The 26700-nt window shown below is 70.7% G+C and carries 24 protein-coding genes and 1 riboswitch; of the genes, 23 read left to right on the top strand and 1 reads right to left on the bottom strand.

The annotated features are described in order from the left end of the window. The first annotated feature begins 1 nt into the window (after position 1). From ACYQ8L_RS06715 to ACYQ8L_RS06605, 23 genes are all read left to right on the top strand, one after another. Entirely contained in the window at positions 2–625 is a 624-nt protein-coding gene (locus tag ACYQ8L_RS06715; RefSeq protein ID WP_459941013.1) for a type IV pilus inner membrane component PilO, read from the top strand. Further along, the gene (locus ACYQ8L_RS06710) at positions 622–1170 is read left to right on the top strand and encodes a pilus assembly protein PilP (RefSeq protein ID WP_459941012.1); all 549 of its coding nucleotides are present in this window, start codon (positions 622–624) and stop codon (positions 1168–1170) included. Before ACYQ8L_RS06715 ends, ACYQ8L_RS06710 begins: the two co-directional genes overlap by 4 nt. Then, complete coding sequence (locus ACYQ8L_RS06705; protein WP_459941011.1) at positions 1167–3779, top strand: type IV pilus secretin PilQ; 2613 nt, start codon at positions 1167–1169, stop codon at positions 3777–3779. The genes ACYQ8L_RS06710 and ACYQ8L_RS06705 overlap by 4 nt, the downstream gene beginning before the upstream one ends. 1 nt (position 3780) lies before the next feature. After that, a complete protein-coding gene (gene aroC, locus ACYQ8L_RS06700; RefSeq protein WP_459941010.1) occupies positions 3781–4974 on the top strand; it encodes a chorismate synthase in 1194 nt (397 codons plus the stop codon). Then, positions 4953–5471: a shikimate kinase gene (locus ACYQ8L_RS06695; protein ID WP_459941009.1), complete on the top strand. Its 519-nt coding sequence runs from the start codon at positions 4953–4955 to the stop codon at positions 5469–5471. The genes aroC and ACYQ8L_RS06695 overlap by 22 nt, the downstream gene beginning before the upstream one ends. Then, positions 5468–6565 (top strand): 3-dehydroquinate synthase, encoded by a 1098-nt coding sequence (gene aroB / locus ACYQ8L_RS06690; RefSeq protein ID WP_459941008.1) that lies wholly within the window; start codon positions 5468–5470, stop codon positions 6563–6565. Before ACYQ8L_RS06695 ends, aroB begins: the two co-directional genes overlap by 4 nt. Beyond that, positions 6562–7671 (top strand): vWA domain-containing protein, encoded by a 1110-nt coding sequence (locus tag ACYQ8L_RS06685; RefSeq protein WP_459941007.1) that lies wholly within the window; start codon positions 6562–6564, stop codon positions 7669–7671. The genes aroB and ACYQ8L_RS06685 overlap by 4 nt, the downstream gene beginning before the upstream one ends. A 22-nt stretch (positions 7672–7693) precedes the next feature. Continuing rightward, positions 7694–8371: a hypothetical protein gene (locus tag ACYQ8L_RS06680; protein WP_459941006.1), complete on the top strand. Its 678-nt coding sequence runs from the start codon at positions 7694–7696 to the stop codon at positions 8369–8371. Continuing rightward, complete coding sequence (locus ACYQ8L_RS06675) at positions 8368–10932, top strand: Ig-like domain-containing protein (protein WP_459941005.1); 2565 nt, start codon at positions 8368–8370, stop codon at positions 10930–10932. Before ACYQ8L_RS06680 ends, ACYQ8L_RS06675 begins: the two co-directional genes overlap by 4 nt. 8 nt (positions 10933–10940) lie before the next feature. Next, positions 10941–11468 (top strand): tetratricopeptide repeat protein, encoded by a 528-nt coding sequence (locus ACYQ8L_RS06670; RefSeq protein ID WP_459941004.1) that lies wholly within the window; start codon positions 10941–10943, stop codon positions 11466–11468. Further along, the gene (locus ACYQ8L_RS06665; RefSeq protein WP_459941003.1) at positions 11461–11808 is read left to right on the top strand and encodes a roadblock/LC7 domain-containing protein; all 348 of its coding nucleotides are present in this window, start codon (positions 11461–11463) and stop codon (positions 11806–11808) included. Before ACYQ8L_RS06670 ends, ACYQ8L_RS06665 begins: the two co-directional genes overlap by 8 nt. Beyond that, positions 11805–12248, top strand: coding sequence for a type II 3-dehydroquinate dehydratase (gene aroQ / locus ACYQ8L_RS06660; protein WP_459941002.1), 444 nt, complete (start codon positions 11805–11807; stop codon positions 12246–12248). Before ACYQ8L_RS06665 ends, aroQ begins: the two co-directional genes overlap by 4 nt. 81 nt (positions 12249–12329) lie before the next feature. After that, complete coding sequence (gene gcvH, locus ACYQ8L_RS06655) at positions 12330–12710, top strand: glycine cleavage system protein GcvH (RefSeq protein WP_459941001.1); 381 nt, start codon at positions 12330–12332, stop codon at positions 12708–12710. A gap of 8 nt (positions 12711–12718) precedes the next feature. Beyond that, complete coding sequence (locus ACYQ8L_RS06650; RefSeq protein ID WP_459941000.1) at positions 12719–14917, top strand: tetratricopeptide repeat protein; 2199 nt, start codon at positions 12719–12721, stop codon at positions 14915–14917. Positions 14918–14920: 3 nt separating this feature from the next. Then, positions 14921–15703 (top strand): hypothetical protein, encoded by a 783-nt coding sequence (locus ACYQ8L_RS06645; RefSeq protein WP_459940999.1) that lies wholly within the window; start codon positions 14921–14923, stop codon positions 15701–15703. A gap of 189 nt (positions 15704–15892) precedes the next feature. Continuing rightward, on the top strand, positions 15893–18568 hold the full coding sequence (gene secA / locus ACYQ8L_RS06640) for a preprotein translocase subunit SecA (protein WP_459940998.1): 2676 nt from the start codon (positions 15893–15895) through the stop codon (positions 18566–18568). After that, positions 18565–19740, top strand: coding sequence for a bifunctional glutamate N-acetyltransferase/amino-acid acetyltransferase ArgJ (gene argJ / locus ACYQ8L_RS06635; protein ID WP_459940997.1), 1176 nt, complete (start codon positions 18565–18567; stop codon positions 19738–19740). Before secA ends, argJ begins: the two co-directional genes overlap by 4 nt. Before the next feature lie 127 nt (positions 19741–19867). Next, positions 19868–20935, top strand: a complete 1068-nt coding sequence (locus tag ACYQ8L_RS06630; RefSeq protein ID WP_459940996.1) for a M42 family metallopeptidase — start codon at positions 19868–19870, stop codon at positions 20933–20935. Positions 20936–21187: 252 nt separating this feature from the next. Next, complete coding sequence (locus ACYQ8L_RS06625; RefSeq protein WP_459940995.1) at positions 21188–21601, top strand: SoxR reducing system RseC family protein; 414 nt, start codon at positions 21188–21190, stop codon at positions 21599–21601. Between the two features lies 1 nt (position 21602). Then, complete coding sequence (gene smpB / locus ACYQ8L_RS06620; RefSeq protein ID WP_459940994.1) at positions 21603–22067, top strand: SsrA-binding protein SmpB; 465 nt, start codon at positions 21603–21605, stop codon at positions 22065–22067. A 246-nt stretch (positions 22068–22313) separates the two neighbouring features. After that, positions 22314–22844, top strand: a complete 531-nt coding sequence (locus ACYQ8L_RS06615) for a hypothetical protein (protein WP_459940993.1) — start codon at positions 22314–22316, stop codon at positions 22842–22844. A 54-nt stretch (positions 22845–22898) separates the two neighbouring features. Next, positions 22899–23002, top strand: a riboswitch (molybdenum cofactor riboswitch). Positions 23003–23083: 81 nt separating this feature from the next. Beyond that, on the top strand, positions 23084–23776 hold the full coding sequence (locus ACYQ8L_RS06610) for an ABC transporter permease (protein ID WP_459940992.1): 693 nt from the start codon (positions 23084–23086) through the stop codon (positions 23774–23776). Beyond that, a complete protein-coding gene (locus ACYQ8L_RS06605; RefSeq protein ID WP_459940991.1) occupies positions 23773–24774 on the top strand; it encodes an ATP-binding cassette domain-containing protein in 1002 nt (333 codons plus the stop codon). Before ACYQ8L_RS06610 ends, ACYQ8L_RS06605 begins: the two co-directional genes overlap by 4 nt. Positions 24775–24983: 209 nt before the next feature. On the opposite strand, the gene ACYQ8L_RS06600 is transcribed toward ACYQ8L_RS06605, so the two are convergent. After that, complete coding sequence (locus ACYQ8L_RS06600; RefSeq protein WP_459940990.1) at positions 24984–26564, bottom strand: methyl-accepting chemotaxis protein; 1581 nt, start codon at positions 26562–26564, stop codon at positions 24984–24986. Positions 26565–26700 lie beyond the last annotated feature (136 nt).

The raw sequence follows: 26700 nt of genomic DNA, 5'->3' as shown, positions 1-26700 counted from the left end.
CATGGCAGCCGTGGTCGACACCTATCTCAAGTGGCCCACGAGCCGAAAGGCGCTGCTGTGGGTCGGGATCACCGTGGCGGTCGGGCTGGGCTACTATTTTCTCGGGTTCCAGCCACGGCTCCAGGAGCTCCAGCGCCTCGAGGAGCAGTACGATCGGCTGGGGAAGGAGCTCCGGGAGAACCAGGCCATCGCCGACAACCTGCCCCGGGTCAAAGAGGAGGTCCGACGGCTCGACGAAAAGCTCGCCGAGGCCCTCCAGAAGCTCCCCAACCGGGAGGAGATCCCGAGCCTCCTCCAGACCATCAGCGACCTCGGAAAGGACTCGGGGCTCGAGTTCCTGCTCTTCAAGCCGGGGGAGAGCCAGCCCAAGGAGTTTTACGCCGAGGTCCCCCTGGAGATGCAGGTGCTCGGCCGGTACCACGACGTGGCCGTCTTCTTTGACAAGGTGGGCCGTTTGCCCCGGATCGTGACCATTGTGTCGAGCGAGTTCGGAAATCCAAAGGTGGAACCCGGGGGCACGAAGCTCACGGTGAGCTGCCGGGCCGTGACCTACAAGTTCCTGGAGCCCGGGGAGACGGCGCAGGCCAAGGACGCCAAGGGCCGGAAGAAAGGGGGGAAACGATGATCCCCCGCGCGCGTCTCGCCCTGTGGGCGCTCGCCGCGGCCTTCGGGCTCTGGGCCTGCGGCGGCGAACCCCCGCCGGCCCCCGCCCCGTCTCGGCCGGCCCCCGCCCGGGCGGCCGCCCCGGCCAAGCCCGAGGCGGCCGAGCCCGAGGAGAAGCCCGCCGAGCCCGCGTTCGTGTACAACCCCGAGGGGCTCCGGGACCCGTTCCAGCCCTTCATCCGGATCGAGCCCAAAAAGGAGAAAAAGCCCGTTCCGGAGGTGTTCGTGCCCAAGACCCCGCTCCAGCGGTTCGCCGTGGAGGAACTCCGGGTGACCGGGATCGTGTGGGGGGAGGGGGCCGGGGCGCGGGCCCTCGTGGAGGCGCCGGACGGCAAGGGGTACGTGGTGCGGGTGGGGACCCTCGTGGGCGACCGGGGGGGGAAGGTCATCGCGATCCGGCCCGATCGGGTCGTGGTGGAGGAGCGGGTGGTGGATCTACTGGGAGAGGAACAGGTGCGTACCGTGGACCTGCGGCTCCGCACTCCCGAGGATGAGGTGAGGCCATGAGCCATTCGAGACGGCGCCCGAGCGCCTGGACGACGGTAATGGGGGGGGCCCTCGCGCTGGTGTTGGCGGCCTGCGCCGGGCTCCAGCCCCGCACGAGCTCCGAGCCGACCGCCTCGGAGGCCCCGGCACCCCGGGTCCGGATCACCGGGGTCGAGATCGCGCCGGCCGATGCGGGCGACCGGATCCACCTGGAGGCCGAGGGCACGCCGGAACACGCGCTCACGGTGTCCGAGACCCCGCCCGCCGTGACGCTCACGCTCTCCAACGTGATCCTGGAGGGGGTGGCCCCCCGGGTGGACGTGGGCGACGGGGTGGTGGAGCGGATCGAGGCCCGGGCCCTGCCCGGGGGCGGGGCGGTGTTCACGGTGGCGGCGGCCGGCCCCGTGGAGGCGCGGGTGCAGCCGGCCGAGCGGGGGCTCGATCTCATCGTCGCCCTCGCGCAGAGCGCGGGGACAGCCGGCACCGCGGCAAAGGCGGAAGCAGAGTCCGCAACGCCGGCCCCTGTGGTTGAGGCCCTCCCGGGCGGCGAAGGGCTGCGGTTCCGGTTCGGCGCCGAGCCCTCGAACCTGGCGGCCTTCCTCCTGTCCGACGGCACCCGGCTCGTAATCGACGCCGAGGGCGTTACGCTCCCCGAACCCCAGGTGACCCAGGAACTCGGAGGAAAGATCGTCCGGGTGCGGATGGGCCGGCAGGAGGGCCGGGTGCGGGCCGTGGTGGAGGCGGCGGAGCCCGGTGTCTTCCAGGGATACCACCTCGAAAAGGCCCCGGACGGGTTTGTGCTCGCGCTCGGCGGGGAGGCTCCCGCCAAGGAGGAGCCCGCGGCGGCGCCGGCGCCGAGCCCGGCGCCCGCTCCGGAGCCCGCGGCCCGGCCGGCCGAGGACGCCGCCCGCTGGGCGGGGCTTCCGGGCGGGGGCGAGGTGGTGGACCTCGGGTTCCAGCAGGATCCCGAGTGGAGCCGGATCGAGCTTGCGTTTTCGAAGCCCACGCCCCACCGGGTGGTGGAGGCGGGGCCGGACCGGATCGTCGTGGATCTCCCCTCCACCGCGCTCCCGAAGCGGTTCACCCGGGCGCTCGACACCTCGGCCTTCCCCGGGGCTGTGAAACTCGTCGCGGCCTATCCCCGGGGCCGGGACACCCGGCTCGTGGTGGATCTCCGGAAACCCGCCCCGTTCCGGATCGAGCGGGACGAGACCCATCTCAACCTCCTCGTGGCCGGCGGATCGGCCGAGCCCCGGGAGGCCGGGGTGGCCGCCGTCAAGAAGGAGAAGGACCAGGTCGTGCTGGTGGAGGGCGAGGGTTCCGCGGCCGCGGCGGGTACCTCGACGCCGAAAGGGCCGGTATACACGGGCCGGCGGCTCTCCATGGACTTCGTGGACGCCGACATCCGAAACGTCCTTCGGCTGATCGGCGAGGTGAGCGGGCTCAACGTGGTTGCGGGCGACGACGTGCAGGGCAAGGTCACCGTGCGGCTCGTGGACGTGCCCTGGGACCAGGCCCTGGACGTGATCCTGAAGACCCGGGGCCTCGACAAGGTGCGAGAGGGCAACGTCCTGCGGATCGCCCCGGCCGAGCGCCTGGCCCAGGAGAAGGCGCGGAAGCTCGAGCAGGAGAAGGCCGAGAAGGAGCAGGCGCCGCTCGTCACCGACATCGTGCCGGTGAACTATGCCTCGGCCCAGGAACTCTCCGACAAGGTGAAGGCCGTCCTCTCGGACCGGGGCGCCGTGTCGGTGGACGAGCGCACCAACGCCCTCATCCTCAAGGACGTGGCCGAGCGTCTGGAGCAGGCCCGGGAACTGGTGCGGCGGCTCGACACCCAGACCCCCCAGGTCCTGATCGAGGCCCGGATCGTCGAGGTTTCGTCCACCTTCGCCAAAGACCTGGGCATCCAGTGGGGCGGGCGGTTCGAGGCGAGCACCCGCACCGGCGCGGCCACGGACTGGGCGTTCCCCCACTCGATCGGGGTCTCAGGCGACACCGGCGTGGGGAACTTCGCGGTGAACTTCCCGAGCGCCGGCGGCGCGGCCGGGCCCGGTGGGGCCCTCGCCTTCACCCTGGGCCACGTGAACGACGTGCTGAGCCTCGACCTTCGGCTCTCGGCCATCGAGACGGCGGGCAAGGGCCGGGTGATCTCGTCGCCCCGGGTCACCACGTTGGACAACAAGACGGCCGAGATCAGCCAGGGCGTGGAGATCCCGTTCACCACGGCCACCGAGGAGAAGATCGAGACCCAGTCCATCGAGTACAAGCTCCGGCTCAACGTGACGCCCCACGTCACGGCGGACCGGTCGATCATCATGAAGATCGACCTGTCCAAGGAGGACCCGTCGACCACCTTCGTGGCGGTGGACTCCCGGACCCCGGGCAAGGAGACCCGGGCCGCCACCACCGAGGTGCTGGTCAAGGACGGCGAGACCACCGTGATCGGCGGCATCATCACGAATCGCCAGTCCAACACCGAGTCCGGGATCCCCTGGCTCTCGAAGCTCCCGTTCGTGGGGTGGCTGTTCAAGAAGAAGGACAACCGGGTGGACAAGACCGAGCTCATCATCTTCATCACCCCCAAGATCGTGAACCAGCCGGTGGTGGAGGCCGCCGCCCGGAGCCTGTGAGATGGAGCTTCGGTACCGCACGGCCGGGGAGTCCCACGGCCCGGTCCTCCTGGCCGTCGTGGAGGGGGTGCCGGCAGGGTTCGAGGTGGACCCAGATGCGATCGACCGGGATCTCGCCCGCCGCCAGGGAGGGTACGGCCGGGGCGGCCGGATGAAGATCGAGACCGACCGGGTGGAGATCCTGGCCGGTGTCCGCTGGGGCCGGACCACGGGGGCCCCGGTGGTGCTGGCCGTCCGAAACCGGGACTGGGCCAACTGGCAGGAGGCGATGAGCCCGTCGGCCGAGCACCGGGGCGCGATCCCGGCCGTGACCCGGGTTCGGCCGGGCCACGCGGACCTCGCGGGGGTGCTCAAACACGACCTCGACGACGCTCGCAACGTGCTCGAGCGTGCGAGCGCCCGGGAGACCGCGGCTCGGGTGGCGGCCGGGGCCCTGGCCAAGGCGCTGCTCCGGGAGATCGGGGTCGCGGTGGGGTCGTTCGTGACCTCGGTGGGCCCGGTGGAGGCGGCATGGGAGGACCCGTTCCCCGCGCTCCACGCCCGGGCGGAGAGAGCCCGGATCCGGATGCCCGATTCCCAGGCCGACGAGGCCGCCTGCCGGGCCGTGGACGAGGCCCGCGCGGCCGGCGACACCCTGGGGGGCACCTTCGTGGTGTTCGCCACGGGCGTTCCCGCCGGGCTCGGCACCCACACCGTGCCCGAGGGCCGGCTCGACGCCCGGCTCGCGGCGGCCTTTCTCGCCATCCCGGCGATCAAGGGGTTTGAGGTGGGCATCGGGTTCGAGGGGGCGAGGCTCCCGGGCTCCCGGGTCCATGACGAGATCCTTCCCGGCGGCCCCGGCGACGGCCGAAAAGGGGGGGTGACCCGGCCCACGAATCGGGCCGGGGGAATCGAGGGCGGCATCACGAACGGCGAGGACGTGTGGGTGCGGGCCGCCATGAAGCCGATCCCCACCCTCATGCGGCCCCTTCGCACGGTGGACCTGGCCACCGGGCAGCCGGCCGAGGCCTCCACCGAGCGAAGCGACGTGTGCGCCGTGGCCGCCGCGAGCGTGGTGGGGGAGGCCGTGATGGCGTTCGAACTCGCCCGGGCCGCGGTGGAAAAGTTCGGGGGCGACAGCCTCGCCGACCTGCGGGCCGGGCTCGAGGCGTACCTCGACCGGATCAACCGGCGGTGGTCCGGAACCTCGTCCTGACCGGATTCATGGCCTCGGGCAAGTCGGCCGTGGGCCGCCGGGTGGCCGAGCGCCTGGGCTGGGTCTTCGTGGACCTCGACCGGGCCATCGAGGCCGAGGCCGGCCGGTCGGTCCCGGAGATCTTCGCGGCCGAGGGGGAGGAGGGGTTCCGGGACCGGGAGTCCCGGGCCCTGAAAAAGGCCCTTCGGGGCGGCCCGGCCGTGATCGCGACGGGGGGCGGGGTGCTCCTCCGGGAGGAGAACCGCCGCCGGCTCGTGGGGCACCTGGTGGTGAATCTGCGGGTCACGCCGGAGGAGGCCGTGGCCCGGGCCCGGATGGGAGGGCCGGTGCGGCCGCTTCTCGAGGGGGCCGACCCGCTCGGCCAGGCGAGGGCGATCTTCGAGGCGCGCCGAGCGCTTTACGACGCCGTGCCGATCCAGGTCGACACGATGGGGCGCTCGGCGGACCAGGTGGCGGAGGAGGTCCTGGAACGGGTGGCCCGGGAGCTACGGCGGTGAGAACGTTGGTCGTCGGATTGGGCGACCGGGCGTATCCGGTCCTGATCGGGCACGGGCTTCTGGATCGGCTTGGCGACCTCGAGCCCGCTCGGCGCATCCTGGCCGGCCGACGGGCGTTCCTCGTGACCGACCGCACCGTGGAGGCCCTCTGGGCCGCTCCGGCCGAAGCGGCCCTCGCGGCGGCCGGCGCGGCGGTGTTCGGGCGGTTCGCCATGGGGGCCGGCGAGGCCTACAAAAACCTCCAGACCCTCGCGGCCCTGTGGGATGCCTTCCTGGCGGCCGGCATCGAGCGGGAAGATCTCATCGTGGCCCTGGGGGGCGGGGTGGTGGGCGACGTGGCCGGGTTCGCCGCGGCCACGGTGCTCCGAGGCGTGGGGTTCGTGCAGATCCCCACCACGCTCCTCGCCATGGTGGACTCGAGCGTAGGCGGCAAGACCGGCATCGACCACCCCCGGGGCAAAAACCTGATCGGCGCGTTCCACCAGCCCCGGCTCGTGGTGGCGGACCTGGCGCTCCTGGCGACGCTCCCGGAGCGGGAGATCCTGTCGGGACTGGCCGAGGTTGTCAAGGCCGGCCTAATCGGCGACCCGGAGCTGTTCGAACTCCTGGAAGCCCGGGGGCCGGCGCTGATCCGGGACCCCGGGGCCCTGGAGGAAGCCGTGGCCCGGGCCGTGGCGCTCAAGGCCCGGGTGGTGGAGGCCGACGAGCGGGAGGCCGGGGAGCGGGCGCTCCTGAACCTGGGCCACACCTTCGGCCACGCCCTCGAGGTCGCGGCCGGGTTCGGGGCCTACACCCACGGCGAGGCCGTGGCCATGGGGCTCGCGTTCGCGGCTCGGCTCTCCGAGCGCCTGGGTCTTCTCCCGGCGGCCGACCGGGAGCGGATCGAAGGGCTCCTGGGGGCCTGGGGGTACCGGCTAAGGCCGGAGGGCCTTTCGGCCGAAACGGTTCGTAACGCCCTTCGCCACGACAAGAAGAGCCGGGGCGGCGAACCCCGGTGGGTGCTCCTCCGGGGCATCGGCCGGGCCGAGTGGGGGCACCGGGTGCCCCCCGACCTCGTGGACGCCCTGCTCGCGGAGACGGTGGACGACCCATGACCTTCCCACGGCGCGTTCTTCCCCTTGCCCTCTCCCTCCTCCTCGGCCTCGCGGCCTGCGGGGTGGAGGAGTACGACCCGAGCCCGGCGCGGCCGGGTCCGATCGCCGCCCCGGGGGAGGACCTGGCCTTTCGGGACCCCACGGACGCGAACACCCGCGCCCTGCGGCTCAGCGTCAGCCCCGAGTACGACGAGGCTGCGGGCCTGGTCCGGATGTTCGTCCGGGTCGAAGACCAGGCCGGAAACCTGATCGTCGGCCTCAACGAACACAATTTTGGGATCACCGTGTCGCCCAAGGGGGCCAACTCGCCCGTCGATCCGGACCAAACGACGGTGGGTACCGAGATTTCTGCGGAAAAGATCACCTCCCTGACCATCGATTCCTCGGGATCCATGCAGGCCATCATCCTCGGCACGGAGAACGCGACCCGGATGCAGGTGGCCAAGGACGCGGCAAAGCTCTTCGTGGACCTCCTGGAGTCGGGGGACCGGGCCGCCGTTGTCGATTTCGACTCCGACGCGAGGGTGGCCCAGCAGTTGACGGGAGACAAGGACGCCTTGGAACGGGCAATCGACGCCCTTCAGGCCGAAGGGGCCACGAACATTGGGGACGCCCTGAGCAAGGCGATCGAGGCGGTGGGCAACCGGCCGGGGAAACGGGCGGTGATCCTGCTGACCGACGGCGACGACACCGTGGATACGGTGCTCGGGGGGCCGAGCGCGTGGCTGGGGAATCCGGACAGCACGCGCAATAACGCGCTGGAAGAGGCGAAACGGGCCAACTTGGTGGTCTACACGATCGGGCTCGGGGAGGATCTGTCGGAGGACGGTCTTGCGACCCTGCAGACGATCGCGGTCGAGACCGGGGGCGAGTTCTTCACGGCGATCACCGCGGAGGATCTCCGGGAGGTGTTCCGGGAGGAGATCCCCGACGCGGTGGAACGGCAGCCGCCGCAGGAGACCTACGTACTGGAGTTTCCGAGCCCCTTCCCCGCGGACCCCCTTGCGGACCGGGAGTACGGGCTTCTGGTGACCGTGCGCTACGAGAATGCGAACGGGAACCTGACGGGCAAACAGTCGGCTTCGTATCTCGTGCCGGCTCGGTGAGCGGCAAAAAGGACGGCGAGACATGGCGAACGATCGGTGGACGGGAACGGTCGCGTGGGTGGGTGGGGCGCTGCTTCTGGCTTCGTCCCTGGTGCTCCAGGGATGCGGGAGCGCCGACGATTTCGAAGCGGGATCGCGCCTCGTCATCGTCAATATCGTGGACAGCGAAAACAGCGCTAACACACCGGTATTTTTCGTTGTCGAGGAAACCGACGACACCGGAGAGGATGGTCAACCGGACACGAGCGACCCCGGGGAGAACGACGGCTTCCCGGACGAGGGGGAGACCATCGTCACCGACCTCGAAAACGACATGGTGGATATCACGGTGCGCAACCAGCCGCGCCCCGGGGTACCGGAGGTGCCGGAGCTCTTTGTCCACACCGTGGTCGTGACCTACCGGGACAAGTTCGGTCGACCCCTCGGGTTTCTCCCCACGGATCAGCAGCAGGTGATCCAGAGCGTGTCGGCCAGCGTGGAACAGGACGAAGAGGTTACCCTCGAAGACGTCGTTGTCCTTTCAAAATTCGTAAAGGAGGCCTGGCTGAGGCAGGTTTTCCTCTTTGATTTTCCAGAGCAGAAGGCGAACCTGGATCGGCTGACGGCCACCATCGACATCTATGCGACTGACATCTTGAACGACGACGACGTCCACGCCCAGGGGAGCATCACCCTGTGGCTCGTGGACCCGAACCGATGAGGCTGACCATGCAGCTCGCACAGAAGTGGGCCCGCACGGGGCGTGTCTTGGCGGGCGTGGTACTACTGGCCGCGGCGGTGTCGTTTGTCGCTGTCCTGTCCGGGTGCGGGAGCGAGAGCGGCACCGGGGCGCCGCGACCTCCGTCTCCGGTCCAGACCGGAGCGGACGAACCCACCGCTGGTGAAGGCGGCGTCCTCACGCTGGCGGCCCCGAGCCCCGGCACCCTCACCGTGGGCGTGGGGACGAGCGCGATCGTGGCGACCCTCACGGACGAGAGCGGCGCGCCCGTGGCCGGGCAGACGGTGCGGTTTTCGGCCTCCCCCACCGGCGTGGTCGCGCTGAGCGCCAGTTCCGCGGTGACCGGCGCCGACGGCACGGCCGCGGTCACGGCCACGGGGCTCTCCGCCGGCACGGCCTCCATCGTGGCCACGTTCGGTTCCCTGCGTTCCACAGAGGTCACCCTCACGGTGTTGGCCCCGAACGTGAGCCTCTCGGTTTCCGCCGATGCGGCCACGGTGAGCGCGCCGGGGGCGGGCGGGGTGGAGGTCACGGCCACGGTCACCGACCACCAGGGGAACCCGATCGAGGGGTTGGAAAGCGAGATCTCTTTCGTCACGAGCCTGGGGGAGCTGTCAGCCGTGAGTTCCCCGGCCGCCGGGCAGTACCGGGCGGTGCTCACGAGCACCGAGGCGGGCACGGCCGAGGTGACGGCCGAGGTGCTTAGCGCCCAATCCACCTCGGTATCGGTCCGGTTCGACCCCGGACCGGTGGAAAATTTTACGCTCAGCCCGGCCCCGAGCCAGATCGCGCCCGGCGGCACGTCGACCTTGAGCCTCACGGCGTCCGACGGATTCGGTAACCCCATCGAGGGCGCGGTCGCTCTCGCGTTGGAAACCACCCCGGACGGCATCGCGACCCTCGGGAGCGCGGAGGTGTCGTTGGACGACGGGGAGGCCGAGGTGACGCTGGGAGCCACGGCCGTGGGCACCGTCACCGTCCGCGCCACTCTCGATGGGGAAGAGCGCACGGCGGAGATCGTGGTGGTCGAGAGCCAGGAGGGCCAGCCGGCGAGCATCGCCGTGACGGTGGATCCCCCGGACGGCACCATCAACGTGAAGGACGTGGGAGGGGTGGATCTGGCCACCTTGTCCATCACGGTGCAGGACGTGTTCGGAAACCCGATCCAGGATTTTCCCAACAACGTGCAGGTGACGATCGTGGACGGTCCCGGCGGGGGCGAGAACCTGGATGGGAACGGGTTGGGGGTTCCGCTGAAGCTCAGCACCGTGAACGGCCAGGCCTCGGCTCCTCTCCAGGCCGGCACGCTGCCCGGCACGGTGCGGATCCTCGTAGAGGTTCTCCGGGACAAAGACGGCAACCCGCTGGACCCCCCGCTCGCGACGGTGGTTCCCCGCATCGTGATCGAGGCGGGCCCGCCGTTCAGCGTGTTTTTGAGCCGGTCCAACTCCATCGACGACAACAGCGACGGTACCCTGACCCACGAGTATTTTGCCGTGGTCTCCGACCGGTACGGAAACGCAGTTCCGGATGGGACGGCGGTCTTTTTTGGGCAGTTCGGCAACATCCTGCTGGAGGGTGGCGACGGATCGGTGGATGAAGGGGGGACGGTGTTTCGCACGGGTGCGGATCTTTCGGAGGTATCCGAGGGCGACACGTTGGCCATTCTGGAGGGCGGGGCCCGCGGCGGGTACGTGATCGCGGCGGTGAACGAGGCCGCGGGCGAACTCACCGTGTCCACGCCGTTTCCCTCCGCCGGAGGGGCGCTGGCGTTCGCCGTCGGGAACAACTTCGACGGCGGTGTGTTGACCTCCACGGTCCAGACCTCCACCTTGGGCGGCGTGGCGCGCTGGGCCAACACGTATCCCGGCGAACTGGTGAACAGCCCCGTGTACGTGTACGCCGAGACCGAGGGACGGAATCTGGGCAACGCGCGGTTTTACAGACTGGCCTGGGTGGCGCCCACGCTGGTTACGATCATTGGACCCGACGAGGGGAACCCCGGCGACACGCTGGAGTTTACGGTGACCGTGACCGACAGCGCCTCGCCGGCGCACTACACGGTCGCAAACCTAAATCTTACCGTGTCGGCGACGGACGGAACCCTGAGCAAAACCAGTCTGACCACGGACGCGGCGGGAACCGACACGTTTACGTGGCAGGTGCCGGGTTCCGCGGCCTCGGGCGACTCGTTCACGATCACCGTGACGGCCTCGGACGGGACCCAGGCGACCCACGATGTGTCGGTAGGTTCGAACACCGGGGCTTCGACGGTGATTACGTTGATTGGACCGACCACTGTTGGTGTTTCGGAGTCGAACACCTACCACGCATATTTCCAAGATGCGGATGACAACGCTTTGGTGGGAGAAATCATCTCGATCTCTGCAAGCGGTGGCACCTTGGACAAAACGTCGGAATCAACGGATGTACTCGGTGAGGTCGAATTTCTCTGGACTTCGCCAAATCAGCCAGGGACCTACGAGCTTGTCGTGACCGCTCCGGACGGCACCTCAAAGAGTCGCTCGGTGGTGGTCCAGTAGCGTCCGTCATGTTGAACGAACGCCTGCGCCGGTTCCGGGAGGAGGGTGGCGAGCCTCTGGTCCCCATCTGGATCGAGACCCTCCCGCCGGAGGAGGCGCTCGTCGAGCTCCGGGGGCGGGAGGGGCCGGTGTTCCGGATCCAGGAGGCCCGGTTCCTGGGGCTCCTGGGCCGGGCCGACGAGGCGAGGGAGGTGTTGGCGGGCCTCGGGGAGCTTCCCCGGGGCCTTGCTCTCCTGCGGGACGCCGTGGCCGCGGAGCTCGGGGAGGCGAAACCCCGAACCGAGGAGCCGGAGCCCGAGGCCGCCCCCATCGCCTCGAAGACCCTGGCCGAGATCTACGCCCGCCAGGGCGACGTGGACGGGGCCGTGGCGATGTACCGCGAGGTACTGGCCCGGAACCCGGACGACGTGGAGGCCCGGGAGAGGCTGCGCGAGCTCCTGGGGCGGGAGGCCCGGCCGGCCGAGGCGGGCCTGGCGGCGCGACTCGAGGCCTGGCTCGGCCGGGTTCGGGCCTGGAGGAGGGTGCTCGGTGTCTGATCTCTACGCGGGGCTCGAAGACCTCTGCACCCGGCTTTCCGGGGTTCGGGCGGCCCTGGTGCTGGAGCGCTCCGGCATCGAGGTGGCCAGTTGGGGGGAGGCGGATTTCGAGACCGCGGCGGCCGAACTGGCCGAGCTGTGGGCGGCCGCGGCCCGCACCGAGAGCGTGGGGGAGGGGCTACGCGGCCTCGTGCTGGAGGCCGACGGCGAGGTCTGGACTCTGACGGCGCTGGGCCGGGACTATTTGCTGGCGATCCTCGCGGCCGAGGCCGTGCCGGCCGGCAAGGTCCGGTTCTACGCCGGGGAGTGGGCCCGGGCCCACCGGGAGGAGTTCGCGTGAGGGTGCTCGTGGTCCACGGTCCCAATCTGAACCTCCTGGGGGAGCGGGAGCCCGGCGTCTACGGGGCCGGGACCCTCGAGGCCGTGAACGCCCGGCTCGGGACGCTGGCCGCGGAGCTCGGCGTCGAGCTCGAGTTCTTCCAGTCGAATCACGAGGGGGCGCTCGTGGACCGGATCCAGGAGGCCCGGGGTCGGGCCGCCGGGATCCTGATCAACCCGGCCGCCTACACCCATACGAGCGTGGCGATCCGCGACGCCCTCCTGGCTGTGGGGCTTCCCTTCGTGGAGGTCCACCTCTCCAACGTCCACGCCCGGGAGCCGTTTCGCCACCGCTCGCTTCTGGCCGACCGGGCCGTGGGGGTGGTCATGGGCTTCGGCGCCGAGAGCTACCTCATGGGGCTCCGGGGCCTCGTGGCCCACCTGCGACGGGGCGGCCCGTAACGGTTTGCCGGGGCGGGGGCTCCGGAGTACAGTTTTTCCCCAATCTCCCGCACACCATTGCTTTTCCGGAAGGAGCGTTCCATGCAACTGCCCAGCGATCTTCTCTACCACCCGGAGCACACCTGGGCCCGGATCGAGGGCGGGGTGGCCACGGTGGGCATCACCGACTTCGCCCAGAAGGAGCTCGGCGACGTGGTGTACGTGGAGCTCCCGGAGACGGGCCGCACCCTCGCGGTGGGCGAGGTGTTCGGCACCGTGGAGTCCACCAAATCGGTGTCGGAGCTCTATAGCCCGGTGGCCGGCGAGGTGGTCGAGGTGAACGCCGAGCTCGAGGACGCGCCCGAGCGGATCAACGAGGATCCCTACGGCGCCGGATGGATGGTTCGGGTGCGGCTGGCCCCGGACTTCGACCGCTCGGCGCTCTTGGACGCCGAGGCCTACCGGGCGCGGGTGGAGAAGTAGGAGGCCCGATGGCCATCGACCGCGACAAGGTCGCCCGCGCGGCGCTTCGGTACATCCAGAAGGGCCAGTACGAGAAGGCCGCCGAGGAGTACAAGCGGCTCCTGGCCCTCGACCCCCGGGACATGCGCGCTCGGCTCAGGCTCCTGGAGCTCTACGGCCGCATGGGCAAGCGCAAGGAGGTGGTCGAGGAGAGCGAGCGGGTGGCTGAGGTCTACGCCGACCAGGGGTTCTACCTCAAGGCCATCGCGGTCTACAAACAGGCGGCCCGTCACGACCCCGAAAATCCCGGGCTGTGGCGGGCCATGGGCGAGATGTATGCGAAGCAGGGGCTCGTGGGCGACGCGCTCGCCTCGTTCAAGCGGGCCGTGGAGCTCCTGCGGGCCCAACACCTCACGGCCGAGGCCCAGGAGCTCCTGGGCCGCATGGAGCAGATGGCCCCGGACAACGCGGCCATCAAGGTGCACCTGGCGGAGCTCTACCTCGAGGACGGCCGGATGGGGGCCTTCGAGGAGGTGCTCGGGAAGCTCATGCTCCAGCTCCGGGGCGAGGGGCGGAACCGGAAGCTCCTCCAAATCCTGGAGGGGTTTTACGAGCGCTCCGGCAAGGCCCTGGCCGTGGGCCGGCGGCTCGCGGAACTGCTGGTGGACCTGGGGGAGGAGGAACGGGCCCTCGAGGTGATCCGCGAGGGGCTGGCCGCGGACCCCGGCGACCGGGATCTGCGGCTCCTGGCGCTCCGGGCGTACCTGATCCTTGGCCAGCTCGCCGAGGCCCGCAAGGTGGCGCTGGACCTCTACGAGGAGGATCCCGAGGACCTCTTCCTCCTGGAGCAGCTCGCGGCCATCGCCCAGGCCCGGGGCGACCGGAAGGAACTGGCCGACGCTTACCGGGCCATGGCCAAGGTGTACGGCCGGCGGGGCATCGAGGACAAGGAGGCCCTTTACTACCGCAAGGTGCTCGAGATCGTGCCCGACGACGCCGAGGCCCGGCTGGCCCTTGGGGAGGTGTTGGAGATGCCTCCGCCCTCCGAGGAGGCCGAGGCGTGGGAAGGCGGCCCGGTCATCGCCGAGGAGGAGCCGGGGGCCGAGGGCCCGGACCCCCTCGAGGACGAGATCCTGGAGGTGGAGCTCTACCTCAAGTACGGCATGGACGAGCAGGCCGCGGAGAAGCTCCGCTCCCTGGTGGAACGGGCCCCGGCCCGGATCGATCTCCGGAGGAAGCTCCGGGACGCCTGCGAGCGGCGGGGCGACCGGGAGGGATGGGTGCGGGAGCAGCTCCAGATCGCGGAGCTCCTCTTACAGGAACGCCGGGAGAACGAGGCCCTGCGGGCCTACCAGTCGGTGCTCGAGGTCGACCCCCAGAACGCCGAGGCGCGAAAGGCCATCCAGTACCTGAAGCCGGGCGCCGTGGAGGGGGCGGCCCCGGCCGTTGAGATCGAGCTCGACGCCTCGGCCATCGAGTTCGTGGAGGGGGAAGCCGGGGAACAGGTGGTCCGCCGGGGCGCCCGGGAGGCCACGGCCGAGGACTCCGACGCCCTTCGGGAGGGGCTTGCCGAGGCCGAGTTCCTGGAGGCCCAGGGCCGAAAAGACGAGGCCGTGCAGGCGCTCCTGCGGCTTAAGGACCGGTTCCCGGGGTCGCCCCACGTGCTCGCCCGCCTCGAGGTTCTGGGCTGGTCCCCGCGGGCCGAGGAGGACGAGGGGTTCGTGGACCTCCAGGCCGAGGTGCTCGACGATTCGGGGCTGCGCTTCGAGGGGTTCGAGGACTTCGAGGTCTCGGAACTCGACGACATCGTCACCGAGTTCAAGGCCGGCATCGCCGAGAAGCTCGAGGAGGGGGACTTCGACACCCACTACCACCTCGGCACGGCGTACCGGGAGATGGGCCTCGTCGAGGAGGCCCTCGAGGAGTTCCGGATCGCGGCCCGGTCGCCAGAAAAGGCCCGGGAGGCCTACGCGGCCATGGCGAGTCTCTACCGCGAGCAAGGAAACCGGGCCGATGCCCGCTCGGCCCTGAAGATGGCCCTGGCCGTGCCTTCGAACGCCCCCGAGGACCGGGCGGCGATCCTCTACGAGCTGGGGGACCTCTCGGAGGAGGAGGGCGACCTGGAGGGCGCGCTCCGGCATTTCGAGAAGGCCGAGGCCGAGGCCCCGGGGTTCCGGGACGTGGCCTCGCGGCTCCGGAAGCTCCGGGCCGTGCGGGAGGGGGCGTAGGCCGTGTGGCGAGGCCTGGGTCTCAGCCGCGACCCGTTCTCGCCGGTGGCGGACGGAGGACTATTCTGGGAAACCCCGGAGCGGGAGGCCGTGCGGCGAGGCGCCGTGGAGGCGCTCCAAAAGGGGAGGCCGGTCGCCCTCACAGGCCCCGGGGGGAGCGGCCGCGACACCCTGGTGGCGAGCATCGCCGACGACGCCCTGGCCCGGGGGATGCCGGTGCTTTGGGTGCCTGCAACGGAAGGGGACTTTCTGGCGGCCGCGCTCGAGGCGATCGGGGCCGCGCCCGCGGGGGAGGATCGGGCCGCGCTCCTGTGCGAAGCGATTTGGGAACGGTTCCAGGAAGCGGGGCCCGTGGTGGTAGCCGTGGAAGGCGCCCCCGACGCCGAAGCCTTGGCCGAGTTGGGGTTTCTGGCCGGGCTTCGGGTGGCCGGCCAACCCCTGGCCCTGCCCCTCTGGGTTCACGAAGGCGCCCCGCCGGACTGGGCCGAGGAGGCGCCGGTGCCGCCGGTGTTTCCCGAGGACCTGCGGGAGTTCCTGTTTCACCGCCTCGCCGCCTGCGGAGGTCCGGACCTCCTGCCCCCGGCCGTGCTCGACGCCCTGGCCAACCGGGCCGAGGGGCTGGGCTACGCCCTCGCCCTGGGCCGCCGGGAGCTCCGGCGCCTGGCGTTCCGGGGTCGCGACGAAGAGGGGGCCGGGTCGGGCGCGGGAGCCGTGCTGCCGGCCGACGCCCTCGACGAGGTCGAGGACCTTCTCTCGGCCCTCGGTCCCGACGAAGCCGGGGCGTGAAGCCCGGCACGCCCGTGCGTTTTGACTCCCCCCGCCCCGGGTGCTAGCATGATCGGTCCGGTGGAGTCCGGGGCTTTCGGGCCGCCGACTCCGGCCGCCGGCCGACCCATCCCGCCCGCCGAGACGACCCCCGTAGCGTAAGCCATCCTCCCAAAGCCCCGCCGCCCGCGCGGCGGGTGGAGCCGAATCATGTTCCAAGCCGTACTGACGAAGATCTTCGGAAGCAAGAACGACCGCGAGCTCAAGCGCATCCGGCCCGTCGTGGAGCGGATCAACGAACTCGAGCCCCGGTTCCAGGCCCTGAGCGACGACGAGCTCAAGGCCATGACCCCCCGGTTCAAGGAGCGGCTGGCCGCCGGGGAGCCGCTCGACGACCTCCTGCCCGAGGCGTTCGCCACCGTGCGGGAGGCGGCGCGCCGGGTCCTGGGCATGCGCCACTTCGACGTGCAGCTCATCGGCGGCATCGTGCTACACGAGGGGAAGATCGCCGAGATGAAAACGGGCGAGGGAAAAACCCTGGTGGCCACCCTGCCGGTGTACCTCAACGCCCTCACGGGCCGGGGGGTGCACGTGGTCACGGTGAACGACTACCTGGCCCGCCGTGACGCCGAATGGATGGGCGAGGTGTACCGGTTCCTGGGCATGACCGTCGGCATCATCGTCCACGGGCTCAACGACCAAGAGCGCCGCGAGGCCTACGCCGCCGACATCACCTACGGCACGAACAACGAGTTCGGGTTCGACTACCTCCGGGACAACATGAAGTTCCGGCTGGAGGACTACGTCCAGCGGGAGTTCCACTACGCCATCGTGGACGAGGTGGACTCGATCCTGATCGATGAGGCCCGGACCCCGCTCATCATCTCGGGGCCCTCGGAGGATTCCACCGAGAAGTACTACGTGATCGACAAGATCATTCCGCACCTGCGGAAGGCCCAGGCCGAGGACGGCTCCGACGGCGACTACACCGTGGACGAGAAGCTCAAGCAGGTGATCCTGACCGAGCAGGGCGTAAGCAAGGTGGAGAAGCTCCTGGGGATCGAGAACCTCTACGACCCCAGGGAGATCGAGACGCTCCACCACGTGAACCAGGCCCTCCGGGCCCATGTGCTGTTCAAGCGCGACGTGGACTACGTGGTCAAGGACGGCAAGGTCATCATCGTCGACGAGTTCACCGGCCGGCTCATGCCGGGCCGGCGGTGGAGCGACGGGCTCCACCAGGCCATCGAGGCCAAGGAGGGGGTGAAGATCGAGAGCGAGAACCAGACGCTCGCCACGGTCACCTTCCAGAACTATTTCCGGATGTACGAGAAGCTGGCCGGCATGACCGGTACGGCCGACACCGAGGCCGTGGAGTTCAAGCAGATCTACGACCTCGACGTGGTGGTCATCCCCACGAACAAGCCGATGATCCGCCAGGACCACGGCGACGTGGTGTACCGGACCAAGAAGGAGAAGTTCGAGGCCGTGGTGGCCGAGATCGAGGAGTGTCACAGGCGGGGCCAGCCGGTGCTCGTGGGCACCATCTCCATCGAGGACTCGGAGAAGCTCTCCCGGATGCTCAAGCGCCGGGGGGTTCCCCACCACGTGCTCAACGCCAAGTACCACGAGAAGGAAGCCGAGATCGTGGCCCAGGCCGGCCGCAAGGGCGCGGTTACCATCTCCACGAACATGGCCGGCCGGGGCACCGACATCATGCTGGGCGGGAACCCGGTGTTCCTGGCCCGGGCCGAGGCCGACCCCCACGAGGACCCCGAGGGGTACGAGGCTGCGCTGGCCAAATACAAGGAAATCTGCGCCAAGGAGAAGGAGGAGGTGATCGCCCTCGGGGGCCTGCACATCATCGGCACCGAGCGCCACGAGAGCCGGCGGATCGACAACCAGCTCCGGGGCCGGGCGGGCCGGCAGGGGGACCCGGGCTCCAGCCGGTTCTATGTGAGCCTCGAGGACGATCTCATGCGGATCTTCGGGTCCGAGCGGATCTCGGGGCTCCTCACCAAGCTGGGGCTCCAGGAGGGCGAGGACATCCAGCACCCCTGGATCACCAAGGCCATCGAGAACGCCCAGAAGAAGGTCGAGGCCCACAACTTCGACATCCGAAAACACCTCCTCGAGTACGACGACGTGATGAACAAGCAGCGGGAGGCCATCTACCGCTGGCGCCGCGAGGTGCTCGGGGCCGAGGACCTGACCGACGAGATCAAGGAGATGGCCGCCGCGGTGGCCGAGGGTCTCGTGGCCGATCGGTGCCCGGCCGACGAACCGCCCGAGAAGTGGGACCTCCAGGGGTTGCGGGAGCTCCTGTTCAAGCAGTTCCACATCCAGCTCGAGGCCTCCGACGACGAGCTGCGGGCGCTGAAGGACAAGCTCTCCGACCACGTGGTGGAGCGGGTTCTCGCCCGCTACGACCAGAAGCTCGAGGAGTTCGGCCCCGACATGGCGGCGCGGCTCCAGAAGTACGTGCTGCTCCAGTCCATCGACGCCCACTGGAAGGACCACCTGCTGAGCATGGACCACCTCAAGGAGGGCGTGGGGCTCCGGGGGTACGCCCAGGAGAACCCGCTGGTGGTGTACAAAAAGGAGGGCTACGAGCTCTTCATGTCGATGCGCGACCGGATCGAGGAGGACGTGCTCCAGAAGCTCTTCCTGATCCAGATCGTGCGCGAGGAGGAGGCCCGGGAGCTCGAACAGCCCTCCCGGCCTGCCCGGATGGTGCTGTCCCACGGCAGCCGCCCGGCCGCGGCCCAGGGGCCGGTGCGGCGCGAGGGGCCCCGGGTGGGGCGGAACGACCCCTGCCCCTGCGGGAGCGGCAAGAAGTACAAGAAGTGCTGCGGGGCCGTTTCGGCCCAGGCGGGGGCCGCGTGATCCCGGCGGGGTTTCGGTTCGGGGCGGCCGAGGCCGGGGTGAAGGCGCCGGGCCGCCTCGACATGGGGCTGTTGTGGAGCGAGCGGCCGGCCGCGGCCGCCGGGGTGTTCACCCGGAACCGGGTGGTGGCCGCGCCGGTGGTCCTGTGCCGGGAGCGGATCGCCCGGGGCACGGCCCGCGCGGTGCTCGTGAACGCCGGAAACGCCAACGCATGCACCGGGGAGGCCGGGCTCAGCGACGCCCGGCGGGTGGCCGCGGCCGCGGCCCGGGAGCTCGGGGTGACCGAGGACGATGTGCTCGTGTGCTCCACCGGGGTGATCGGGGCGCGGCTCCCCGTGGACCGGATGGAGGCCGCGATCCCCGCGCTTCGCTCGTCCCTCGGGACCGACCCCGATCCCTTCGCCCGCTCGATCCTCACCACCGACCGGTTCCCCAAGGTCTCCGCCCGGTCGTTTCCGGCGGACGGCGCCGAGGTGCGGCTCGTGGGGGTGGCCAAGGGGGCCGGCATGATCCGGCCCGACATGGGCACGATGCTCGCGTTCCTGGCCACCGACGCCCGGGTGGGGCCGGAGGCGCTCGGCCGGGTGCTCCGCCAGGCCGTGGACCGCACCTTCAACCGGATCACGGTGGACGGCGACACCTCCACCAACGACACGGTGCTCCTGCTGGCCAACGGCGCGGCCGGAGGGCCGGCGCTCGAGGACGCCCCGGAGGGGTTCGGGGCCTTCGCCGAGGCCGTGGAGAGCGTGTGCCGGGACCTCGCCCGCATGATCGTGGCCGACGGCGAGGGGGCCACCAAGGTGGTGGACGTGGTGGTGGAAGGGGCCGCGGACGACGCCTCGGCCCTTCGGATCGCGCGCGCCGTGGCCGAAAGCCCCCTTGTGAAGACCGCGATCCACGGGGAGGACCCCAACTGGGGCCGGATCGCCGCGGCCATGGGGCGGTCGGGCGGATACGGGGGCGGCCCGTTCGCGATCGAGGTAGGCGGGGTGGAAATCGTGCGGGACGGCCTGGCCGTCGGGGCCGACGCCGAGGTCCGGGCCCACGAGGTGATGAAGGGGCGGGAGTACGCGATCCGGATCCGGCTCGCCGAGGGCGAGGGCACGGCCACCGTGACGACCTGCGATCTCTCGGCGGAATACGTGCGGATCAACGCGGACTACAGAAGCTAGAAGGCGAGGAGGCTAGGACGCTGGGAGGCCGAACCCCCGTGCGGCCGGGAGTAGGGCCGGCGTTCTGGCCCCCTGCATTCCAGCCTCCCAGCTTCCCAGCTTTGTAGCCTTCCCGGAGGGAAACTCCATGGATGACGCTGTCTTCGAGTTTTTCAAGCGCCTGGCCGATGCCCCGAGCCCGTCGGGGTTCGAGCAGCCGGGCCAGCGCGTGTGGCGGGCCCACGTGGGGCCCCACGTGGACGAGATCGGCTCGGACGTCATGGGGAACACCTGGGGCGTGCTCAAGGGCCCCGACCGGCCCCGGGTCATGCTGGCCGGCCACGTGGACGAGATCGGCCTCATGGTCCGGTACATCGACGACCAGGGGTTCCTCTACTTCGCCCCGATCGGGGGCGTGGACGCCCATCTCCTGCCCGGCCAGCGGGTGCGGGTCCACGGCCGGGAGGGGCAGGTCACCGGGGTGATCGGCCGAAAGCCGATCCATCTCCTGGAGCAGGACGAGCGCAGCAAGGTGGCCAAGGTGAAGGACCTGTGCATCGACATCGGCGCGGCGAGCAGGGAGGAGGCGGAAGCCCGGGTGGCCGTGGGCGACCCGGTGACTTTCGCCTTCGAGATGGAGCGGCTCCTCGGCGACCGGGTGGCGAGCCGGGGGCTCGACGACAAGATGGGCAGTTTCATCGTGGCCGAGACCCTGCGCCGGCTCGCGGCCCGAAAGGGCGAGCTCACCTGCTCGGTGTACGGGGTGTCCACGGTCCAGGAGGAGGTGGGTCTGCGGGGGGCGCGCACGAGCGCCTTCGGCATCGATCCCGACGTGGGGATCTGCGTGGAGGTGACCTTTGCCACCGACCACCCCGGCGTGGACAAGAAGGCCGTGGGCGACGTGCAGGTGGGCAAGGGCCCGGTCCTGTCCCGGGGCGCCAACATCAACCCCAAGCTCTTCGACCTTCTGGTGGAGACCGCCCGGGACGAGGGGATTCCGCTGCAGTTCGAGGCCGCGCCCCGGGCCACCGGCACCGACGCCAACGTGATGCAGCTCAACCGCGCGGGGGTGGCCACGGCCCTGGTGGAGGTGCCCCTGCGATACATGCACACCCCCTCCGAGATCCTGAGTCTCTCGGACGTGGAGCACGCCATCGCCCTGCTCACGGCCGTGCTTCTTCGGATCGGCCCCGACCGGGACTGGATTCCGCAGTAGGAGGGGCTGGGAGGCTGGGACGCTGGAAGGCTGGAAGGCCAGAAGGCTATTCCCCAGGCGGCGAGAACGGCGCGGAAACCGATCGGCGGGGGATGGAGACTGGCCCCGGGCACGGCCGGGGGCCGGCTGGGGCTGCCTCTGCTGTCACGGGATTTTTTTCGCGGGAAAGGGCGGGACGCAAAGAGGAAATCGTTGGGACCCGAGCTTCCCAGCTTTCCAGCCTTCTAGCCTTCCAGCCAAAAGGATCGATCCTTGATCGAAGAGACCGGAACGGTGGTGGAGGTGCGGGCCGGGCGTGCCCTGGTGCAGACCGAGCGGGGCGCGGCCTGCGAGGGGTGTGCGGCCCGGGGGGCCTGCTCCCACCTGGGGGGAAGCCGCGAGGCGCGGGTGTGGGTACGCGATCCCCTGGGCGCGCGGCCGGGGGAACGCGTCGTGGTGGCCGTGCCGGAACAGGCCGTGATGCGGGCCTCGTTCTGGGTGTACCTGGTGCCGGTGGCCGCCCTGGTGGTGGGCGCCGTGGCGGGAAACGCCCTGGGGCCCCGGCTGGGCATCGGGGCCGACGGGGGGGCTGCGGCGTTGGGACTCGCCGCCATGGCCCTGGCCCTGGTGGCCTCCCGTTGGGCGGGGAGAGGGGCGGCGGTTCCCCGGATCGTTCGGAGGGCGTGACGTGGCCAAGAAGGCCGAGGGCGTGAAGGTCGTCTGCACCAACAAGAAGGCCCGGCGCGACTACCACATCGAGGAGACGGTGGAGGCCGGGCTCGTGCTCCGGGGTTCCGAGGTGAAGAGCCTGCGGGAGGGCAAGGCCAACCTCACCGACGCCTACGCCCGGATCGAGAACGGGGAGGCGTGGATCTCGGGGCTCCACATCTCGCCCTATCCCCACGGCCGCCGCGAGGAGCAGGCCCCGGACCGGGACAAGAAGCTTCTCCTGCACGCCTACGAGATCCGGCGGCTCCACGGCAAGATCCGCCAGAAGGGGTACAGCCTCATTCCCCTGCGGGTGTACTTCCGGGGGGGGTACGCCAAGGTGGAGCTGGGGCTCGGGCGCGGGAAGAAGCTCTACGACAAGCGCGAGGACATCAAGCGGGCCGATGCCAAACGGGAGATGGAGCGCGCGATGCGTCGCCGGTAGGGCGGAAACAGAACCGGGTTTCCGGGCCCCCGCGGGAGATCCGCAGGGGCTTTTTGCGGTGGGGGTCCGAGGGCACAGGGCGAGAAGTGGGCAGCGGTTTCCGGAAAAAGCGGGCCCGCCCGGGGCTGCGGTTGAGTACCGGCGGTTGGTTGTTCTGGTCTAACTTGTTGAACGAAAAAGGTTTTCTCCTGGGTCGCCTTGGCCTATCGTAACCGTTCGGGCAACCCCTAGGCGGCGGAGGAGTCCGTGGAACGCGGTGAACGGCGGGTGCGGTTCCGGGGGAAACCCTACACGCTCGTACCCTTGGGGCCCGACGACCCGGAGCGGATCGCCCTGGCGGAGGGGGAACCCGCCTTCGCCCGGCGGTTCGCCCCCGAGCGGTTCGTGGCGGGCCGGGCGGTGGCCCCCGACGAGGCGCCGGACGACCTGCTGGGGTTCTACGCGGTGGCCCACTCGGGCGATCCCGGCGTGCTCGACGACACCCTGATCTTCGTTTCCCCCCGGGCGCGGGGGCAGGGCCTGAGCCACCTCCTGATCTGGGGCGTGTACCGGGACCTCTTGGAGCGCCCCGGCATCTTCCACCTGAGCGAGCCCGGCGACGTGCCCCGGCTCGATCTGCACGTGCGCTGCGGGTTCGCCCCGCCGGTGCGCCCCCTGGTGGACGGGCGGATCCGGGTGGGGAAGTACGACCTGCACACCGTGCTCGCCCGCCTCGAGTCCGAGGACGAGATTGAGCCCCTGGGCGAGGACGAAGAGGACGACCCCTGGCTGGGGTGAGCCGGCCCGGGACTCCTTGACCCTTTCCCGGGGCGTCCTCTATGGTAGCCGACGTCTCCGAGCGGTCGTCATCGCCTACCGACCCCGAGGGGGGCCCACGGCGGGCCGCCGACGGGTCGGGGCGGAAACGCCCCGGCCTCCCGCGCTTGGAAAGGAGACCGGCAGAGGCGTCGTGTGCAAACGGGCCCTCCCCGGCCGAGCGCGGGGAGGGTTTTTTTGCGCCGCTGCCCGGAGGACGCATGGGATTTTTCGCGGACGCCTTCACGACGGCCGGCCGGCTGATCGCTTCGGGGGACCCGGAGGTCTGGACCGCGGTCGGCACGAGCCTGTGGGTCTCGGCGAGCGCCTCGGCCCTGGCGTCCCTCGTGGCCGTGCCGGCGGGGGTGGCCGTGGTGCTCGGCCGGTTCCCGGGCCGCTCCGGCGTGCTCCTCCTCCTCAACACCCTGATGGCCCTGCCGACGGTCGTGGTGGGGCTCTTCGTGTACGCCCTGCTGGGGCGGCAGGGGCCGCTGGGCGCCTGGGGTCTTCTCTACACCCCGGCCGGGGTGGTGTTGGGGGAGTTCGTGCTGGTGGTCCCCCTCATGACCAACCTGGTCGCGGCGGCGGTGGAGGGCCTCGATGCCCGGTTCCACCAGACCTGCCGGTCGCTGGGGCTGTCCGGAGCGGCCGCGGGGTGGCTCGCCCTGTGGGAGGCCCGAACCGGGATCCTCGCGGCCCTCGTGGCCGGGTTCGGCCGGGCCATTGGGGAGGTGGGGGTGGCCATGATGATCGGGGGCAACATCCGGGGCTACACCCGCACCATGACCACCGCCATCGCCCTGGAGACGAGCAAGGGGGAGTTCGAGCTGGGGCTTGCCCTGGGGCTCGTGCTCCTGGTTGTGGCCCTGGGGGTCAACGCGGCGCTGTTCGGGCTGCGACGGAGGCCGGGATGATCGCCTACCGGGCCGAGGGGGTGGTCATCGAGCGGGGGGGCCGCGAGGTGCTCCGGGCGGAGCGGTTCGATGTGCCCGCCGGGGGGCTTGCGGCCCTGGTCGGGCCCAACGGTTCGGGGAAAACCTCGCTCCTCGAGGTGCTGGCCCTGCTCCGGCGCCCGGCCGGGGGGAGGTTGTGGCTGTTCGGGGAGCCCGTGGGCGGCGGCGCGCCCCGGCCCGAGATCGGGTACCTGCCCCAGGCGCCGTATCTGTTCGACCGCACGGTGGCCTCCAACGTGGCCTGGGCCCTTCGGGCCCGGGGTGTGCGGGGTCCGGAGGCGGCCCGCCGCATCGCCGAGGCCCTGGAGCAGGTGGGGCTCGGGGAGCTTCGCGGGCGCGGGGCCACCCGGCTGAGCGGGGGGGAGGCCCAGCGCCTCGCCCTGGCGCGGGTGTTGGCCCAGGAGCCCCGGGTGCTCCTCCTGGACGAACCGCTCAACCACCTCGACCCCGAGAGCCGGGAGCGGATCGAGGCCGTGGTGGGCCGCTGGCGGCGGGAGCGGGGAACCACGGTGGTGCTGGCGACCCACGACGTGGCCCAGGCCCGGCGGTTGGGGGCCGAGGTGTGGCTCACCCTCGGGGGCGCGTTGCGCCGGGGCGGCCCGGACAACGTGCTGCGGGGGGCCCCGGAACGCCCGGGAAGCGACGTGTTCGTGGCGGGTCCCTTGCGCCTGTTCGTGGAGCCGCTGCCGCCCCAAACCCGGATCGTGGAGGTCGATCCCCGGGAGATCGTGCTCTCCCGGGAGGCGTTGCCCTCGTCGGCCCGAAACCGCCTGCGGGGCACGGTGCGGGAGGCCCGGGCCGGAAACGGTGAAGTCTGGGTCACCCTCGACTGCGGCGGGATGTCCCTGGTGGCCGTGGTCACCGCGGCCTCCTGGCAGCGCCTCGGGCTCACGGTGGGCGACGAGGCCGTGGCCTCGTTCAAGGCCACGGCCGTGCGGCGGCTGGACGGCGACCAGTGAAGCGTTCCCGAAATCCCGTAGTTTTCGCCAGGCGTGGGGCTGGGGGGCCCGCCTTCGCTGAACGGCCTCGCAGGGGCCGCCGCGGCGCGTGAGGGCACGCGCCGCCGGCCCCCCTGGCGCCGGGCGGCCCGAGCTGCTCGGCCGTCGCGCTTCGTCGGAACCCCCAGCTCCACCGCCGCAATTTGTATGGTTATTTGGGGGACGGACCCCTAGCCGAGCCGGAACCGGCCGACGGCCTCCTGCAGGCGGTGGGCCTCGCCCGCGAGGGACTGGGAAGAGCGGGCGAGTTCCCCGGTCTGGCCGGCCACCTCCCGGCTCACCGTGGCGATGCCCTCCACGTTTGTGGACATCTGCTCGATCGCGGCCGACTGCTGCTCGGCCGCCACCGCGATCTGTCCCACCATGCGGCTCACGTCCTCGACCCGGGCCAGGATGTCCCGAAACGCCTTGCCGGCGCGGTCGAACACCTCGTGGGCCTCGGCCGCCTGGACCCGGCCCTCCGAGGTGGCCTCCACGGCCTGGCGGCTCTCCTCCTGGATCGACCGGATCGTGGCCTCCACCTCCTTGGTGGCCTTGGTGGTCTTTTCGGCGAGTTTGCGGACCTCGTCGGCCACCACGGCAAATCCCCGGCCGTGCTCCCCGGCCCGGGCCGCCTCGATGGCCGCGTTGAGCGCCAGCAGGTTCGTCTGGTCGGCGATCTCGTCGATCGTGCGGATCACCTGGCCGATGCTCTCGGTCTTCTGCCCCAGTTCCTCGATGCGGGCGGCCAACCCCTCCACCATCCGGGCGATGCCGTCCATGCGCTCCAGGCTGTCGAGGAGGACCCCCTCGCCCTGGCGCGCCACGTCCGACATCTCCTGGGCGTTCTGGGCCACCTCCTGGGCGTTCTTGCTCACCTCGAGCACCGTGGCCGAGACCTCCTCGATCGCGGTGGCCACCTCGGTGGCCTTCCGGCTCTGCTCGTCGGCCCCGGCCGCCACCTGCTGGCTCGAGGCCGAGATCTGTTGGGCCGCGCTCGCCACCGTGCCGGCCGAATCCGACACCCGCCGGATCAGCTCGCTGAGGCCCCGGCGCATCTCGCGGTACGCGCCGGCCATTCGGCCGAGTTCGTCCGATCTGCGCACCGAGATGTCGGCGGTGAGGTCCCCCTCGGCCAGTTGCCCGAAGGCCCGGCTCAGTTGCCTGGCCGCCTGGCCGACGCCCCGGGCGAACAGGAACCCCACGCCGACCGCCACCGCGATGGCGACGACCGAGGCGGCCACGGTGGCGTTGAGGATCGCCTTCGGGCCGTCGAGAAACTCCTCCTCGTAGCTGCCCACACCGAACACCCAGTCCCAGGGCTCGAAGTAAAGGACCCGGCTGATCTTCTTGCGGGGCGCGGGCTCGCCCGGATTCTGCCACCAGTACTCGACCCAGCCGTCCTTCATTTCGAGCATCTCGTCCATGAAGGGCTTGCCCTTGGCGTCCTTGACGCCCTTCAGGTTCTTCCCCTCGAGCTTGGGGTGGAGAACGGTTGTGCCGTCGGAGCGCAGGGCGAACGGATACCCGGTCTTCCCCACCCGGATCGAGAGGATGGCCTGCCGGAGTTCTGGGCTCGGTTCGGTGGCGCCGGTCATACGGTGGTAGCTCTCGCAAAGCCCCACGGCCGTCCGGGCCAGGTTGTCCACCTCGGCCCGCATCTGGGTGAGGGCGTGGTGCTTGGCGATCCAATAGGCGGTGAACCCGCCCCCGAGCATGGGCACGATGACGAGCACCGAGATCACGAGCGAGAGTTTGGCCTTGAGCGACATGGGCGGCGCCTCCGAGGGGATGGGGGACAACGAAACGGGGGCCTACGGTGAACGGCCCCCAGGCCTCCTCGGATCGGCCCGACCGGGCGGGAACTTTAGGGGTGGGAGGACACTCCCCGGTCCTTTCCTCCGCGGC

This window comes from Deferrisoma palaeochoriense (assembly GCF_054656955.1).
The sequence above is the reverse complement of the archived record's forward strand: the minus strand, read 5'-3'. Positions and strand labels throughout refer to the sequence as shown.

Bases quoted from the DNA above. Each gene is read 5' to 3' on its own strand.
- ACYQ8L_RS06715 (WP_459941013.1), top strand. From the start codon at position 2: ATGGCAGCCGTGGTCGACACCTATCTCAAGTGGCCCACGAGCCGAAAG.
- ACYQ8L_RS06710 (WP_459941012.1), top strand. From the start codon at position 622: ATGATCCCCCGCGCGCGTCTCGCCCTGTGGGCGCTCGCCGCGGCCTTC.
- ACYQ8L_RS06705 (WP_459941011.1), top strand. From the start codon at position 1,167: ATGAGCCATTCGAGACGGCGCCCGAGCGCCTGGACGACGGTAATGGGG.
- aroC (WP_459941010.1), top strand. From the start codon at position 3,781: ATGGAGCTTCGGTACCGCACGGCCGGGGAGTCCCACGGCCCGGTCCTC.
- ACYQ8L_RS06685 (WP_459941007.1), top strand. From the start codon at position 6,562: ATGACCTTCCCACGGCGCGTTCTTCCCCTTGCCCTCTCCCTCCTCCTC.
- ACYQ8L_RS06680 (WP_459941006.1), top strand. From the start codon at position 7,694: ATGGCGAACGATCGGTGGACGGGAACGGTCGCGTGGGTGGGTGGGGCG.
- ACYQ8L_RS06675 (WP_459941005.1), top strand. From the start codon at position 8,368: ATGAGGCTGACCATGCAGCTCGCACAGAAGTGGGCCCGCACGGGGCGT.
- ACYQ8L_RS06670 (WP_459941004.1), top strand. From the start codon at position 10,941: ATGTTGAACGAACGCCTGCGCCGGTTCCGGGAGGAGGGTGGCGAGCCT.
- gcvH (WP_459941001.1), top strand. From the start codon at position 12,330: ATGCAACTGCCCAGCGATCTTCTCTACCACCCGGAGCACACCTGGGCC.
- ACYQ8L_RS06650 (WP_459941000.1), top strand. From the start codon at position 12,719: ATGGCCATCGACCGCGACAAGGTCGCCCGCGCGGCGCTTCGGTACATC.
- secA (WP_459940998.1), top strand. From the start codon at position 15,893: ATGTTCCAAGCCGTACTGACGAAGATCTTCGGAAGCAAGAACGACCGC.
- ACYQ8L_RS06630 (WP_459940996.1), top strand. From the start codon at position 19,868: ATGGATGACGCTGTCTTCGAGTTTTTCAAGCGCCTGGCCGATGCCCCG.
- ACYQ8L_RS06610 (WP_459940992.1), top strand. From the start codon at position 23,084: ATGGGATTTTTCGCGGACGCCTTCACGACGGCCGGCCGGCTGATCGCT.
- ACYQ8L_RS06605 (WP_459940991.1), top strand. From the start codon at position 23,773: ATGATCGCCTACCGGGCCGAGGGGGTGGTCATCGAGCGGGGGGGCCGC.
- ACYQ8L_RS06600 (WP_459940990.1), bottom strand. From the start codon at position 26,564: ATGTCGCTCAAGGCCAAACTCTCGCTCGTGATCTCGGTGCTCGTCATC.